Below are 15,242 nucleotides of genomic sequence, written 5' to 3'. Positions count from 1 at the left end.
GGTTTGTTTAAAACAAAGTCTGTCTATCTAACTCTGCTCGCCATCCTGACTTTCATCTCCTCTGCGCTCATATCGTTCGTTGTTGGATGGAACCAATGATATGGTATCATCATAGTCAGATAAGAGTTGTTCTATACCAATTGCATTGTATTCGTCGCTGCTCTCTACATCCAATTCCAGATTGCAATCTTTACAGTTGCGGTCGCAAATGGTGGATTCATATTTTTCAGGTTCCTGGTAGGTTGTAATAACCCCTTCATAATTTCTCAGTATAACCTTATTTGTACTCCAGGATATGATGTAGTTAGGCATTACCGGAATTTTTCCACCGCCACCGGGAGCGTCAATCACGTAAGTTGGTACTGCAAAACCGCTGGTGTGTCCAATCAAACTTTCCATGATTTCAATTCCTTTTCCTACCGGGGTGCGGAAATGCGAGAGCCCTTCAGATAGGTCACATTGGTATAGATAGTATGGTCTAACCCTGTTCATAACCAGTTTGTGTACCAGGTCTTTCATGATTCGGGGACAATCATTCACATCGGCAAGCAACACCGACTGATTACCCAGAGGAATCCCTGCATTGGCCATTTTAGCAAGTGCCTCTTTTGCCGATGCGGTTAACTCTCTCGGATGGTTAAAGTGGGTGTTAATCCATACCGGATGGTGCTTTTTAATCATGTTCACCAAATCATCGGTAATTCTGTATGGTAAAACTACCGGAGTACGTGTCCCGATTCTGATGATTTGAACATGCGGAATTGCTCTAAGTTCAGTCAAAATCCAGTCGAGATAATCATCTGATAACAGGAACGGGTCGCCACCGGAAAGAAGTACGTCACGTACTTGTGGTGTGTTTTTGATGTACTCAATGCCCTGTTTTATTTGTTCTTTATTTGGGATGTAGTCCTGGTCTCCAACTTTTCTTTTACGGGTACAATGACGACAATACATGGCACACACGTTGCTCACAAGCAATAATACCCGGTCGGGATAACGATGAGTAATTCCAGGAACCGGACTGTCATGGTCTTCTGATAAGGGGTCGCCCATTTCGCTGTTGGCGACGATTAACTCGCGATTATCCAGAAAAGCTTGTTTGAATACCGGGTCGTTTTTGTAGTTCTCTTTTCTTATGATTGAAAGATAGTATGGTGTAATGGATAATGGAAATTTATCTTGAGTCTCCTGAAACCGCTTTTTTTCCTCCGGCTCAAATTTTATGCCTGTTAAATTCTCTACCTCTTCTATTGTTTTTACGGCATGGCGCATGTGCCATTTCCAGTCTTTCCAATTTTTTAATGCTGATTTTGGCTCAATTTTATGAGCAATGTCTTGTTGGTGTTTTGTGAAAATCTTCTCCATGGTTTTTTATTTTTCTTGTCGCTCTTTTTATTTTGCTTCCACTTTTTTCGAATTTGATGCCAGTGTCGGTGTCCGTTTTTAAATAGTAATTAAACACTAACCAGCCAGAGATAAGTAAATAAAGAACTTTTGTTTTTAATTGATTAGATGGCCGGTTAAACTAAGAGCTTCAAGATGTTGGTTATAAAAGTCAACCGATTTGGCACTAAAATGGAAGACAATTTAAAATGTGTTCTGTACGACAAATATAGTGAAAATATTTGATTTTTTCGTTTGTGCTTTCTGTTAGATATGAGTTATAATGTTTCAATAAACAGGAAATGAGGGTGATGGAGCAAGCCTTGTTCTTTTTAGATTTAGGATGATTCAAAATAAGATTTCTTTACAACCTATGTGTGATTTTACTATTAAGTTACGTCGTATTTTTTCTTTTATCAAGGCTTAAATGAAACTCTCCTATTACTAAAGCAACAATAGTTGCTTTAGTAATAGGAGAGTTTGCTTAACTGCTTTAAATTTTTAGTGCATGGTTATTCCACTTCGTTCAAGCAACGGTTCTATTGACGGCTCTTGTCCTCTGAACGATTTATACAACTCCATCGGGTGAATGGTTCCTCCTTTCGATAGGATGGTTTCTCTTAATCTTCCGGCTATTGTTTTATCATAAATACCATGTGTTTTAAACATGGTATAAGCGTCGGCATCCAACACCTCAGCCCATTTGTAACCATAATACCCTGAGGCATATCCTCCGTCAAATATATGTCCGAAGGCAGTGCTCATGCATGTTCCTTCAATTAAAGGAAACAGTTCGGTGCGTTTCATGGCTTGATGTTCAAATTCAACCGGGTTCGATTTTACAGGTTCTGTAATTGTGTGCCAGGCCATATCATTAAAGCCAAAACTTAGTTGTCTGATAATTTGGTAACCACTTTGAAAATTGCCTGATGCTAAAATGTTATTTATCAATTCTTCAGGAATTGGTTCTCCTGTTTGGTAATGAATCCCAATTTCCTGTAACCACTCCTTTTCCCTTGCCCAGTTTTCCATTATTTGCGACGGAAGCTCCACGAAATCATGATAAACACTGGTTCCGGAAAGCGACTCATAATTGACTTTACTCAACATGCCATGAAGTGCATGTCCAAATTCGTGTAAAAAGGTTGTGAGTTCGCTGTAAGTCAGTAATGATGGTCGGGTAGGGGTGGGCTCTGTAAAATTGCATACAACAGAAATTTGTGGAAGAACGTTCATGCCATTTTCCACATGCTGGTCACGAAATGATGTCATCCATGCACCTCCCTGTTTTGATTTTCGCGGATGAAAATCAAGATACAATATGGAGAGCATGTCGTCATTTTCATCATAAACCTCCCACGCTTCCACATCGGAGTGATACAATGGTATCTTATCATTTCTTTTGTAGCTTAGCCCCCACATCTTATTCGTGAGGTTGAATATTCCATGCTTAACTTTTTCAAGCTGGAAGTAGGGTTTGGTCATTTCATCATCCAACTGAAAACGTGCCGTTTTTAGTTTTTCTGAATAGTAGGCAAAGTCCCATCGTTGAAGTTCTTCATTAAAACCTTCATTTTTGGCGAATGCTTTCACTTCCTCAATATCATTTTTTGCATATTCAAATGATTTTGAATACAACTCTTCCAGAAAATCATTGACCTTTTCCGGGGTTTGTGCCATACGTTCCTCCAGAACATAATGAGCATGCGTTTTAAATCCCAGGAGCTGCGCTTTTTCCAGACGGAGCGCGGTTTGCTTTAGTATTATTTCTTTGTTGTCGTGTTTGTTATCATGATTACATCGTGATGAATACGCACGAAAAAGCTGCTCTCTTAACTTGCGATTGTCTGCGTACTTCATGAACGGCATAAAGCTGGTTATGTGGAGCGAGAACATCCATCCTTCTTTTCCTTCATTTTTGGCAAGATGTGCTGCAGCTTCAACAACGGCTTCAGGCAATCCTGAGAGCTCTTCTTCTTTTGTGATGTGAAGTTTGTAATCGTTGGTTTCGGCCAGCAGATTTTCTCCAAATTGAATGGATAGTTGAGATAATTCATTAGTTATTTGGCGATATCTCTTTTTCTGTTTTTCATCTAAAAGTGCCCCTTTTCTGATAAAACCTTTGTAGGTTTTATCCAGCAAGGTTTGCTGCTCTTCCGATAATTTAAGCGTTCCCATTATACTGTAAACGGATTTTACTTTCTCAAACAAAGCTTCATTCAGCCAAATGTCGTTGGCATATTCCGATAGCAGTGGCGATACTTCCCGAGCAGCCTTTTGAATGGCATCACTGGTTTCTGCAGCATTCATATTAAAAAGAATGGAGCTGATGCGACTTAGTTGCTTGCCGGTTTTCTCAAGTGCCTCTATGGTATTGCTGAAATCAGGTTTTTGACTGTTTTCAATGATTTCCCGGACTTCGGTTATCCCTAGTTTGATGGCTTCTTTAATAGCGGGGAGAAAAAGTTCCGGTTGGATCTCATTAAATGGTGGGGTTTGGTAAGGGGTATTAAACTGTTGGTTTAAAATATTATTCATGTTGTTGTCTCTGTTTTCTGGTTATATATTAAGTTGCAATTTTAACGAATCAATAATGAACGAGCAACTATTTTTTTTGTTACTTAATAAATGTGTTGCTATAATTGTAGAAGCAACCATGTTGCTTTTTGTTTAATCAAATACTATATGTTATGAAATTAATTAGAAGTTTCTTGCTGTTGGGAGCAGGTTTTATATTCTCTTTAAATGTTTCTTATGCGCAGAAGGATGTTACCCGTTTTCTTGAAATGGGAATTGAAGATGCAACCATTCTTTCGGAAGCATATCTGAAACCTTATGGAGAGATGTTGGGTACGTCATTGAATGGTGGCTGGTACACCTCTGCCAGGGTTCATCGTGTGGCCGGATTTAATCTGACTTTTAACGTAAACATGGTAAGTGTTCCTTCTTCCGGGAAAAGTTTTGATCTAAATAATCTTGAAGGAAATTGGCGATTGCAGGATGAAAACGTAAGTATAGCTCCTACCATTGCCGGGAAAATGTCCGACAGACCGGTTTTGTTATATGGACCTGAAAATGCCGAGCAATCATTTGAAATGCCCAATGGAACCGGTTTCGACCGTTTTCCTTTGCCTTTGCTTCAAATAGGTGTAGGTTTGCCATACCGAACTGAAGTTTCTGCCAGAATTATTCCAACCATCTCCGCAGGAGATGCCGGAAAAGTTAATTTGTGGGGTTTTGGAGTTCGTCATAGTGTTAAGGAGTACATTCCTGTTATTAGGCACATGCCATTAATAAATTCCAGTGTTTTGGTTGGTTACACCAGGTTTGGAAGTGACGTCTCGGTTCAGCAGTTTGGTGAAGGTTCAAACCAGAGTCTTGATATTTCCTCAGGTGCATTAACCACGCGCTTCCTTTTGGGGGTAAATATTCCCTTTATCTCTATTTATACCGGAATGGGATATAATTCAACCAATAGTGATTTTGACTTAAAAGGTGATTATGGTCCTGTTCTTGGTAATGACCCAATTTCTCTCTCCTATAAAACAAACGGGTTTGATTTTAATGCCGGAATGCGTTTGCGTTTGGGAGTTATTGCTTTCCATGGGGATTATACCGTAGGCGATTATTCCATGTTGACTTTTGGAGTTGGCATAAATATGCGATGATAGATCAATGCCAGCAATCTATTCATTTAAAAATGAATGATTGGGTGTAGAATGATTTTATGAAAAAGGATAAGCCTTATAGCTATTCGGTTATGCGGCTTCTCCTTGTATTATAAAGTGTTGATACTTCAAAATCACTACTGCCCGACTAAGTTTTTCTAAATTAGTAATCATGTAATCGATTTCTCGCTTCGCTTGAAATGACAGGCTTTTTCGTTGTGAGAGGTGATTGGGCGATGGCGGTGAAGCCGCCATCACCCAATCACTCGCCTTGACTTTCTGAAAGTTTTGTCAATTCGAGCAGAGCGAGAAATCTATATTATTAAGTCGATCACTAATTATTGCAAAATCACCGACTTGCTATATTTGAAAGGGATTATTAAGTGAGTTTCTGAAAGCAATTTTTGATAGTGGTTTTCGCATTTTTACTTCTGCTTGAGCAGGGTTATCCGGATATCCGACAGGGAGCAATGCAACAGGCTCCAGTTCCTGAGGAAGATTTAGCACATCTCGTATAATTGTCGGATTAAAATTACATACCCAACAAGTGCCGATTCCTTTTTCTGCAGCAGCCAGCGTCATATGATCAATGGCAATGGCAACGTCAATATCGCAATGATCTTTGTTGTCCAGTTTACGTTTCCATGATTCATCATGATTTCCGCATACAATAATTACCTGGGGAGCAGTTTTAAACCATTCTCTGGGATATGCTTTATTTACTTCTTTCAGAAGTTCGGGGTCATCGATTACAATAAACCGCCATGGCTGAAAATTTACTGCTGATGGAGCAATTCGGCCTGCTTCCAGTATTTCAAGCAGTTCTTTTTCACTAACCAATTCTGATTTGTAAGATCTTACTGATTCTCTTTTTCTGAAGACGTCCATAACTTTCATTAGAAATTAATTTGTTTAAGTTATTGGGATGGATTGGGAAAACATGTTTGAGTCCTGATGATACCGGAATCCAATTTCTTGATTTGAGTCTCTCGCTTATGCACGGTTCATAAAGAAATCTCTTTGTTTTATAAAAATGAATAAGGGGATTGTAACCGAAGTTACCATCCCCTTCTCTTTAAATATTAAACCAAAAGCATTGTAAAGATAGAAAAAAAACTTTTCAATGCAATTTATTTAGGTTTTTTAATTGTCAATAAAGATTAATTTCTGGCAATTTTCAATGGTTGTAAGTAACTTTGTGACAAACAGAAGTTAATTTGTTGTACATATATGAGTATATTCCTTCGCAATACTAGGTGCTTTTTATTCGGTGCTTTTCTGTTCATTTCTTGTGAAGGAATAATTAATCTTGATCTTTTTGGTGACGGAATTCTGACAGAAAATGTTCGGGAAACCGGTACATTTCGGGAAGTAGAGGTGCTTAATGATTTTGTAGTTACCATTATCCAAGGGGAGGAGTGGGGAGTTACCGTTACAGGAGATGCAAATTTAATTCCTTATGTTGTTACTGAGATCGAAAACTCCAGACTGATTATTCGTCGACGCAATAATTTCAATCTACACCCGGTTAATGCCATCAATATTCTTGTTTCAACACCTGTTTTGTCTAGTATTGATAACAGTGGAAATGGAAAAGTCAGATTATCACAATTTAATCTTCCCCGCTTAAGAATAAATAATACCGGAGGATCATATATAGAAACTGACAGCATCGAAGTAGATGATTTTAATTATATTTCAGAAAGCGGCGCCAGAGCGATGTTAAAAGGTTTGTTTGGGAATTTTTTTGTCAGACAAATTGGTTCTGGTGAAACATCACTTAAGGGTAAGGTGGATACATTAAGACTGGTTCAGGAAGGTTCCGGTATAATTGATGGAATTCATTTGGAGGCAAACAGTACAAGGGTTTATTTGTATGGGTCGGGATTGATTTATTGTCACGCAGATGAGCTGTTAAATGTAGTTATTGATGGTTCTGGTAGAGTGTTTTACACTGGATATCCTGAGCTTATCCAAAGTATTCAGGGAGATGGAATCATTCAGCGTTTTATTTCCTATTGATTATTTTCAAATACATCCACAAACAAAACCTTCGCCCAACGAGTCCAGAGCACTGGTTTCTGCGCTTTTTTCTTTTTCAGTATTCTTACATTTTTTACAAACGGGGAGGTTAACTACTTTGTTGTATGTTATCTCTTCTATTTCAATGATTTCGTTACAAACGAAGCACGATTTTTTATTTTTCATTTGAGTGATATGTTAATCAATAAATAGCGATAACTAAAATTATGAAATATAAATTAATCTATTCAAAATGTTCTTTTCCCGAAGATTACACTTTTAATTTTACATTTAATTCTTACAGGAGTACTGATAATGCATGCTTAATTCATTTTTTTTACAAAAATAGGAATAATTACCCTTCAATTTAATGGTGTTCGTATTTCATTTTTTAGTTAAAGTAATAATTCTACCAAATAGTTTGTTATTAATTTTGGAAAAAAACGGTTAAGTTGTAAGTGAAATGATATAATTTGTTGTATTTTTGTCAGTCGAAATTTATTTAGTAGCTATTTTTAGTCCGTATTCATGACAATGATCATGGTTATATAAAGTATTGTATAATTTAATTATTTAAGAAAAATGAAGAACCAGGTATCCCGTTACGTTGAAGATTTTATGGCCGGTATTCAATCGCGCAATCCGGCTGAACCGGAATTTTATCAGGCAGTACATGAAGTTGTAGAAAGTTTGGCTCCATTTATCGTTGAGAATCCCGTTTTAATGAAAAACAAGATTCTTGAAAGAATGGCTGAACCGGAACGTGTCATCATGTTCAGAGTTCCATGGCTTGATGATCGTGGAGAAGTTCAGATAAACAGAGGTTTTCGTGTACAAATGAACAGCGCCATTGGTCCCTACAAAGGAGGAATACGTTTTCATGCATCGGTTAATCTGGGAATTTTAAAGTTTCTTGCATTCGAACAAGTTTTCAAAAATAGCTTGACCTCACTGCCAATGGGTGGTGGAAAAGGAGGTTCCGATTTTAACCCAAAAGGAAAGTCGGATAATGAAGTGATGAAATTCTGCCAGTCATTCATTACTGAATTGCATCGTCACATTGGTCCAAATCTTGATGTACCTGCCGGAGATATTGGTGTTGGTGGACGAGAGGTTGCCTATATGTTTGGACAATACAAAAGATTACGCAATGAGTTCACCGGTACATTTACCGGAAAAGGACTTGATTTTGGTGGTAGTCCGTTGCGTCCGGAAGCAACTGGTTTTGGAACTGTTTACTTTGCACAGGAGATGCTTAAAACCCGCAACGATAGCTTCAAAGGAAAAACTGTTGCAATAAGTGGTTCTGGAAACGTTGCTCAATATGCAGCACAAAAAGTGATTGAATTGGGTGGAAAAGTTGTAACATTTTCTGATTCTAACGGCTCAATTTACGATCCGAAAGGAATTACCACAGAAAAGCTTGAATATGTAATGATGCTTAAGAATGCCATTCGTGGTAGAATAAAGGAATATGCAGAGAAATATCCTGAGGCTGAATACTGGGAAGGAACTCGCCCGTGGAAAGCAAAATGCGATATTGCTCTTCCTTGTGCCACTCAGAATGAGTTGAATGGAGACGACGCCCAGGTTTTGGTTGAAAACGGATGCTTTTGTGTTGCCGAAGGTGCAAACATGCCATCCACCCCCGAAGCCATTAAAGTTTTCCACGACAGAAAAATCCTTTATGGACCAGGAAAGGCTGCCAATGCCGGAGGTGTTGCTGTTTCAGGATTGGAAATGTCTCAAAATTCAATGCGTCTGCAATGGACTCCTGAAGAGGTGGATGCTAAACTTCATTCCATAATGATAAACATTCACGAGGCGTGTGTTAAAAACGGGACTGATGCAAGTGGCTATGTAAACTACGTAAACGGAGCCAATATCAGTGGTTTCCACAAAGTAGCTAATGCCATGTTGGCTCAAGGATTGGTATAATAAATTCAGTACGCATATAATCAAACCTTCGAACACATTGGTGTTCGAAGGTTTTTTTTGCTTACTTTGTTAACAAATAAGTAGCTGATATGCATCAATCAACACCTGAAGATAAAGAGCCTGAAAGTAATAGCAAGCAATGGGACTCACTTCTCCAAGCGGAAGAGAAATGGGTTATTGATGCTCTTTTTAGAGATCAGATTCAAATGATTCCGATTGATGATGATGAACTTCAACACCAAATCATCATTTTTGCACGAAAGCATGGTTTATCGCAACTTTTATATAAAAGCCCTTCTGCAAATCAATTTTCTGAGACTGGATTTGAAGAGCTAAAAAAAGATTTTCTATCAATTTACGCGAGAAACCTTCTATTCAATCAAATTCTAAACGAAATACTCTCTCTGTTCCATAAAAACGGAATTGAGGCCATCGTTCTGAAAGGAAGTTTTCTTTCAGCGGTAGTGTATGAAAATCCTGCTTTCCGACCGTTCAGTGATATAGATATACTCGTTAAAGAAGAACAGGCCGAAACGGCCTGGAAATTGCTTTGGCCTGATAACGGCTATAAAAATGTCAAACAAGATGTTACAGGTCATCACCTTCCTCCGGTCATGTACAGGGGGGCAACCATTGAGGTGCACCGAACGCTTTTTCCGCAGAATGCTTCTTTTAAAATCCCTGTGGATGAGGTGTGGAAGAGCGCATTGCGCGATGAAAAATCTGGGATGATTTCACTGGATCCATGTTCTCAAATTTTATACACATGTTTGCATACGTATTATAATTTTAAAATGGGAGGCACCCGGTTGGGGTGGCTGATGGATATTAAGAAACTGATGGATTACTATGATGAGCTTTCGTGGGATGATGTGCTTTTAAAAGCACATCAATTCAGAATATATGAGCCTGTGGTTTTGATTCTTTCCTTTTATAACATACTAAACCCCGGTGTATACTTTAATCTCCCTTTAAAGAATAGACAAAAGAGAGATTTAAAGATTTTAATCAGATTTACAAGGGGTACAGGAGAACAAAAGCTGGAGTACAGCTACTCTATTGCATGGGAGAGGTTTTGGAATTCAAAAGGTTTTAGAGAAAAATACAGTTTTCTGAAACAATTGATTAATAATGATAATGCCGGATTAAAACGAAATATATTAATAAGGTTAGCGTATTTGTTCAGGAACACATTAAGAATGTTCTTTCAGAAAATAAAAGACAAATTGTAATTCTGTCAGAAATCCACTGTGTCGTTCTCAAGATTGATGACCAATGTATAACCAATGTGGCTGATCTGAATATGTAATTTTTTATTTCCTTTTATTTCTGTAACAATGCCACTTACCCCTTTTAAAGGACCTGATGTAACAGTAACATTCTGACCTTTTACGATATCCCCGGTTTCAACACTGAAAGACAACTTGTTTTCAACCGTTTTTTGCATTGCTTCAATCTCGTGATCAGGAATGGTTACCGCTTTACCTTTGTGTGAAACATATGAAACAACTCCATTGGCTTCAAAAACACGTTTATAATCTGCAGCAGCAATGTTTACAAATATATATGAGCTGATAATGGGTGTTTCCACCCATTTTTTTCTGTCACTCCATTGTTTTAATTCCCGCTTTAATGGTAAATAGGCTTTAATTTCCATTGCAGTTAACTGATCACGCACTTTCTTTTCCGACCTGGACTTGGTGTATAAGGCATACCATTTATGTTGAATCTCGTTTTTCAAGGCAAAACTGGTTGGTTTGAGGTCTACAAAAATATAAACTTTATGCGAGGAAGAAAAGTATTGTGTGACTCTTTGTCACTTTGATTTATTAACATATTTCTAGCCATGTGGAGGTTCAATAGCGAGTTTTTTCTGATACGTTTAAATAATTTTGTTGATAATTATTAGTTGTGGTTGTAATTGGAATATAATCAGCATGATATGGCGGTTTTGTTGTTGATAAAAAGAGTCTGCTTTCAACCTGTTTGTAGAGCTATTTTTATTATATTTGTAGGTCTTTGCTTTCAGGTACTCAAAAACTCCTGAAGCCAATTAATCATTTAAAATTCATCATGAGCGAAAATTTAGATTTTGTTCCCAAGAAGCCAGCAAATGGCGATTATTCAGCCAACAGCATTCAGGTGCTCGAAGGTTTGGCAGCGGTGAGAAAGCGTCCTGCCATGTACATTGGAGATGTTGGTGTAAAAGGACTTCATCACCTGGTTTACGAGGTTGTTGATAACTCAATTGATGAGGCTCTAGCCGGGCATTGCGACTATATTGAAGTAACCATTAACGAGGATGATTCAATCACTGTATTGGATAATGGACGTGGAATTCCTGTTGACATTCATGCAAAAGAAGGCAAGTCTGCTCTGGAGGTTGTAATGACTGTACTTCACGCTGGTGGAAAGTTTGATAAGGACAGTTATAAAGTTTCCGGTGGTTTGCATGGTGTAGGTGTATCATGTGTGAATGCTCTTTCTACCCAATTAATTGCTGAGGTTCATCGTGAGGGAAAAATATATCGTCAGGAGTATAGCAAAGGTAAACCTCAGACTGAGGTTCTGGAAATTGGTACTACCGATAAAAAGGGTACTTGGATTACCTTTAAGCCCGATGATTCAATATTTATTACTACAGAATATAAATACTCCATTCTTGCTGATAGAATGCGGGAACTTGCTTTCCTTAACCAAGGTATACAGATCATTCTAACGGATAAACGTGTAACTGACGATAAAGGCGAATTTAAATCTGAGCGTTTTTACTCTGAAGAGGGTCTTCGTGAATTTGCAAAATTTATCGATACCAACAGGGAACCTCTTATTGATAACGTGATTTATATCAATACCGAAAAAAATGAAATCCCCGTTGAAATAGCCATTGTTTATAATACCTCTTTTAACGAGAATGTTTATTCATACGTGAATAACATTAATACCATTGAGGGAGGAACGCATTTAACAGGTTTCAGACGTGGACTTACCCGAACGCTTAAAACCTGGGCCGAGAAATCAGGAATGCTAAGTAAAATGAAGTTCGATATTAATGGAGATGATTTTCGTGAAGGTCTTACCGCCGTCATTTCGGCAAAAGTAGCCGAACCTCAGTTTGAGGGCCAAACCAAAACGAAACTGGGTAATGGTGAGGTGAGTTTAGCAGTGGATCAGGCAGTCAGTTTGATGCTTCAGAATTTTCTAGAAGAAAATCCAAAGGATGCAAAAGCCATTGTAAACAAGGTCATTCTTGCAGCTACTGCTCGCCATGCTGCCCGTAAAGCCCGTGAGCTTGTTCAACGCAAAAGCGTTTTGTCGGGAGGTGGATTACCCGGAAAATTGGCCGATTGCTCTGACAAAGATCCTTCCTCTTGTGAAGTCTTTTTGGTTGAGGGAGATTCGGCAGGTGGAACTGCCAAACAGGGTAGAAATCGTCAATTCCAGGCAATTTTACCACTACGTGGTAAAATTTTGAACGTAGAAAAGGCTTTGCAGCACAAGGTTTTTGAAAGCGATGAAATTAAAAATATTTTTACGGCATTAGGTGTTACCATTGGTACAGAAGAAGATAGTAAAGCTCTAAATCTTGAGAAACTTCGCTACCATAAAATAATAATTATGACGGATGCCGATGTGGACGGGCGCCACATCAATACGCTGATTATGACTTTCTTCTTCCGTTACATGAAAGATTTAATTAAGAGGGGGCACCTGTATATTGCAACACCTCCTCTCTATTTAATGAAAAAGGGAAAAGTTGAGGAGTATTGCTGGGACGATAAACAACGTCGTGAATTCGTTGAGAAATATGCCGGAGGTAAGGAAGATGCCGTTCACATTCAACGTTACAAAGGTCTTGGAGAGATGAACGCCGAGCAGTTATGGACTACAACAATGAATCCTGAAACCCGCACATTGCGTCAGGTTACCATTGAAAGTGCAACAGAGGCCGACCGCATATTCAGTATGTTAATGGGTGATGATGTTCCTCCTCGACGCGAATTTATCGAGCAAAATGCAACATATGCCAATATTGATGTCTAATACATCAATATGATTTTTGGCTTCATATTATAATAAACCTTCCTGTTTCATTGTTGAACAGGAAGGTTTTATATATATACGGAAGTGTCTGATAATAATTGTTGTAAATAATGGCAAAAAAAAAGCGTGTTGTCATAACTGTAATTAATAATCTCGTTACCGATAACAGGGTGGCAAAGCTTGCAGGCTCTCTAGATCAGCGTGGATACGATGTATTATTGATAGGGAGAAGATGGCCTGACGCAAAAATCCCGGATGGTCGAAAAGGACAACACTACCGGTTTTCCTGTCCTGTAAACAAAGGTCCATTCTTTTATATTTATTATAATATTGCATTGTTTTGGATTTTGTTATTTAAAAAATCAGATCACATAGTTTCAGTTGATCTGGATACACTTTCTGCCTGTCGTTTAGCCGGCTTTCTGAAAAGAGTTCCCGTTGTATTCGATAGCCATGAGTATATGCCTGAAACACCTGAAGTGAAAATCAGACCTTTTATACAGTATATCTGGTTATTTTTAGAAAAGCTATTGCTGCCGGGAGTAAAGAAGGGTTTTACAGTTTCGCGCGGGTTGCAGGATATTTATCGATCCAGATACAACAAGGAATTCTTCTTACTTCGAAATGTCCCTTATGCACCTGATACAATTTCTGAGATTCGTCCTGTAAGTGATTCTCCAATAGTTTATTATCAGGGAGCCCTGAATATAGGAAGAGGTCTTGAAGCATCAATTTTGGCAATGAAACATTTACCTCACTATAAGTTAATCATTGCTGGTTCGGGAGATATAGATTACGAATTGCGGCAGTTGGTGATAAATGAAAATCTGGAAAGGCAGGTTGAGTTTCTTGGCTGGCTTCCCTTTGAGGAACTAAGCAAGCATGCTACAAATGCTCATGTGGGACTTTGTCTGCTTGAGAATATGGGTCTGAACTATTATCACTCTTTGCCCAATCGCATATTTGATTATCCGGCTATGGGTTTACCGGTTATAGCAACAGGTTTCCCGGACATACGAGAAATTGTTGAGAAATATAAGACCGGAATTCTTTTAAATACGATGGAGCCAAAGGAAATTGCCGAAGCAATTAAAATTGCCTGCGAGTCTGTTGATTTAAGAAATGAGTGGCGAGAAAGTCTAAAAAAGGCAACTCAACATTTAAATTGGAAATGCGAAGAGATGGTTTTAAATGAGTTTTTTCCTGCTATCACAAAAAATGATTAATAAAAAAGGCTTTCGATTTTCGAAAGCCTTTTTAATATTGTTATCCAAGATAAGATTTTAACAACTTACTTCGTGAAGTGTGTCTTAATCTTCGAATTGCTTTTTCTTTAATTTGCCTTACCCTTTCTCTGGTAAGCCCAAATCTTTCACCAATCTCTTCCAGAGTCATTTCCTGACATCCGATGCCAAAAAATAATTTAATGATGTCACTTTCTCTTTCTGTAAGAGTAGCCAAGGCTCTCTCAATCTCTTTTGAAAGAGATTCATTTATAAGAGTTCTGTCTGCATTTGGAGAATCACTGTTCACCAATACATCCAGAAGACTGTTGTCTTCTCCTTCCACGAAAGGTGCATCAACGGAAATATGACGTCCTGCTACCCGCAGTGTGTCTGCCACTTTGTCTGCTGGTAGTTCAAGTTGATCAGCCAACTCTTCAGGAGAAGGCTTGCGCTCATGCTCCTGCTCAAATTTTGAGTAAGCTTTGTTGATTTTATTCAACGAACCAACCTGATTTAAAGGTAGTCTGACAATTCTCGATTGTTCTGCTAACGCTTGCAAAATGGATTGTCTGATCCACCATACGGCGTATGAAATAAATTTGAAACCTCTGGTCTCATCAAACTTCTCAGCCGCCTTAATCAATCCAAGGTTTCCTTCATTAATAAGGTCAGGAAGGCTAAGTCCTTGGTTTTGATATTGTTTGGCAACTGATACCACAAATCGCAAGTTTGCCCTGGTTAGTTTTTCAAGTGCAGTTTGGTCGCCTTTTTTTATGCGTTGCGCCAGCTCTACCTCTTCTTCAACAGAGATAAGTTCCTCGCGCCCAATCTCCTGAAGATATTTATCCAGTGATGCGCTTTCACGATTGGTGATTGATTTTGTTATTTTTAGTTGTCTCATGTTCCCTTTAAAATACGCCGCAAAATTACACTTTTTTATCTAGTAAAGCAATCTTAATTG

General features: G+C 38.3%; 11 protein-coding genes. 6 read left to right on the top strand and 5 right to left on the bottom strand.

Annotated elements, in window-relative coordinates:
• Nucleotides 1-27: 27 nt before the first annotated feature.
• The gene (gene kamA, locus EV194_RS07170) at nt 28-1,365 is read right to left on the bottom strand and encodes a lysine 2,3-aminomutase (RefSeq protein WP_132433359.1); all 1,338 of its coding nucleotides are present in this window, start codon (nt 1,363-1,365) and stop codon (nt 28-30) included.
• Nucleotides 1,366-1,884: 519 nt separating this feature from the next.
• On the bottom strand, nt 1,885-3,921 hold the full coding sequence (locus tag EV194_RS07165; RefSeq protein WP_132433358.1) for a M3 family metallopeptidase: 2,037 nt from the start codon (nt 3,919-3,921) through the stop codon (nt 1,885-1,887).
• A 152-nt stretch (nt 3,922-4,073) separates the two neighbouring features.
• On the opposite strand from EV194_RS07165, the gene EV194_RS07160 reads away from it, so the two are divergent.
• Nucleotides 4,074-5,051: a DUF6588 family protein gene (locus EV194_RS07160; RefSeq protein WP_132433357.1), complete on the top strand. Its 978-nt coding sequence runs from the start codon at nt 4,074-4,076 to the stop codon at nt 5,049-5,051.
• Between the two features lie 360 nt (nt 5,052-5,411).
• On the opposite strand, the gene EV194_RS07155 is transcribed toward EV194_RS07160, so the two are convergent.
• Nucleotides 5,412-5,948, bottom strand: a complete 537-nt coding sequence (locus tag EV194_RS07155) for a nitroreductase family protein (RefSeq protein WP_132433356.1) — start codon at nt 5,946-5,948, stop codon at nt 5,412-5,414.
• A gap of 333 nt (nt 5,949-6,281) precedes the next feature.
• Between EV194_RS07155 and EV194_RS07150 the strand changes: the two genes are divergently transcribed.
• The 3 genes from EV194_RS07150 to EV194_RS07140 all read left to right on the top strand — a co-directional run bounded on the left by EV194_RS07150 (nt 6,282) and on the right by EV194_RS07140 (nt 10,243).
• Nucleotides 6,282-7,073, top strand: a complete 792-nt coding sequence (locus EV194_RS07150) for a head GIN domain-containing protein (RefSeq protein ID WP_132433355.1) — start codon at nt 6,282-6,284, stop codon at nt 7,071-7,073.
• Nucleotides 7,074-7,655: 582 nt separating this feature from the next.
• Nucleotides 7,656-9,011, top strand: a complete 1,356-nt coding sequence (gdhA, locus tag EV194_RS07145; RefSeq protein ID WP_132433354.1) for an NADP-specific glutamate dehydrogenase — start codon at nt 7,656-7,658, stop codon at nt 9,009-9,011.
• 89 nt (nt 9,012-9,100) lie between these two features.
• Nucleotides 9,101-10,243 carry a nucleotidyltransferase domain-containing protein gene (locus EV194_RS07140; protein WP_132433353.1) on the top strand — a complete coding sequence of 381 codons (1,143 nt, stop codon included), beginning with the start codon at nt 9,101-9,103 and terminating at the stop codon, nt 10,241-10,243.
• 5 nt (nt 10,244-10,248) lie between these two features.
• On the opposite strand, the gene EV194_RS07135 is transcribed toward EV194_RS07140, so the two are convergent.
• Nucleotides 10,249-10,752, bottom strand: a complete 504-nt coding sequence (locus EV194_RS07135) for a UpxY family transcription antiterminator (RefSeq protein ID WP_132433352.1) — start codon at nt 10,750-10,752, stop codon at nt 10,249-10,251.
• A 332-nt stretch (nt 10,753-11,084) separates the two neighbouring features.
• Here EV194_RS07135 and gyrB point away from each other — a divergent pair, with 332 nt between their 5' ends.
• Together gyrB and EV194_RS07125 are read left to right on the top strand one after the other, a co-directional pair.
• Nucleotides 11,085-13,055 (top strand): DNA topoisomerase (ATP-hydrolyzing) subunit B, encoded by a 1,971-nt coding sequence (gene gyrB, locus EV194_RS07130; protein WP_132433351.1) that lies wholly within the window; start codon nt 11,085-11,087, stop codon nt 13,053-13,055.
• Between the two features lie 110 nt (nt 13,056-13,165).
• Complete coding sequence (locus tag EV194_RS07125) at nt 13,166-14,281, top strand: glycosyltransferase (protein WP_132433350.1); 1,116 nt, start codon at nt 13,166-13,168, stop codon at nt 14,279-14,281.
• A 40-nt stretch (nt 14,282-14,321) separates the two neighbouring features.
• On the opposite strand, the gene EV194_RS07120 is transcribed toward EV194_RS07125, so the two are convergent.
• On the bottom strand, nt 14,322-15,182 hold the full coding sequence (locus EV194_RS07120) for a sigma-70 family RNA polymerase sigma factor (RefSeq protein ID WP_132433349.1): 861 nt from the start codon (nt 15,180-15,182) through the stop codon (nt 14,322-14,324).
• Nucleotides 15,183-15,242: the final 60 nt, after the last annotated feature.

It is taken from the genome of Natronoflexus pectinivorans (assembly GCF_004345615.1).
GTDB lineage: Bacteria > Bacteroidota > Bacteroidia > Bacteroidales > Marinilabiliaceae > Natronoflexus > Natronoflexus pectinivorans.
Note: the sequence above shows the minus strand (reverse complement) of the source record. Positions and strands in the feature narration are given on the sequence as shown.

Bases quoted from the DNA above. Each gene is read 5' to 3' on its own strand.
- kamA (WP_132433359.1), bottom strand. From the start codon at position 1,365: ATGGAGAAGATTTTCACAAAACACCAACAAGACATTGCTCATAAAATT.
- EV194_RS07165 (WP_132433358.1), bottom strand. From the start codon at position 3,921: ATGAATAATATTTTAAACCAACAGTTTAATACCCCTTACCAAACCCCA.
- EV194_RS07160 (WP_132433357.1), top strand. From the start codon at position 4,074: ATGAAATTAATTAGAAGTTTCTTGCTGTTGGGAGCAGGTTTTATATTC.
- EV194_RS07155 (WP_132433356.1), bottom strand. From the start codon at position 5,948: ATGAAAGTTATGGACGTCTTCAGAAAAAGAGAATCAGTAAGATCTTAC.
- EV194_RS07150 (WP_132433355.1), top strand. From the start codon at position 6,282: ATGAGTATATTCCTTCGCAATACTAGGTGCTTTTTATTCGGTGCTTTT.
- gdhA (WP_132433354.1), top strand. From the start codon at position 7,656: ATGAAGAACCAGGTATCCCGTTACGTTGAAGATTTTATGGCCGGTATT.
- EV194_RS07140 (WP_132433353.1), top strand. From the start codon at position 9,101: ATGCATCAATCAACACCTGAAGATAAAGAGCCTGAAAGTAATAGCAAG.
- gyrB (WP_132433351.1), top strand. From the start codon at position 11,085: ATGAGCGAAAATTTAGATTTTGTTCCCAAGAAGCCAGCAAATGGCGAT.
- EV194_RS07125 (WP_132433350.1), top strand. From the start codon at position 13,166: ATGGCAAAAAAAAAGCGTGTTGTCATAACTGTAATTAATAATCTCGTT.
- EV194_RS07120 (WP_132433349.1), bottom strand. From the start codon at position 15,182: ATGAGACAACTAAAAATAACAAAATCAATCACCAATCGTGAAAGCGCA.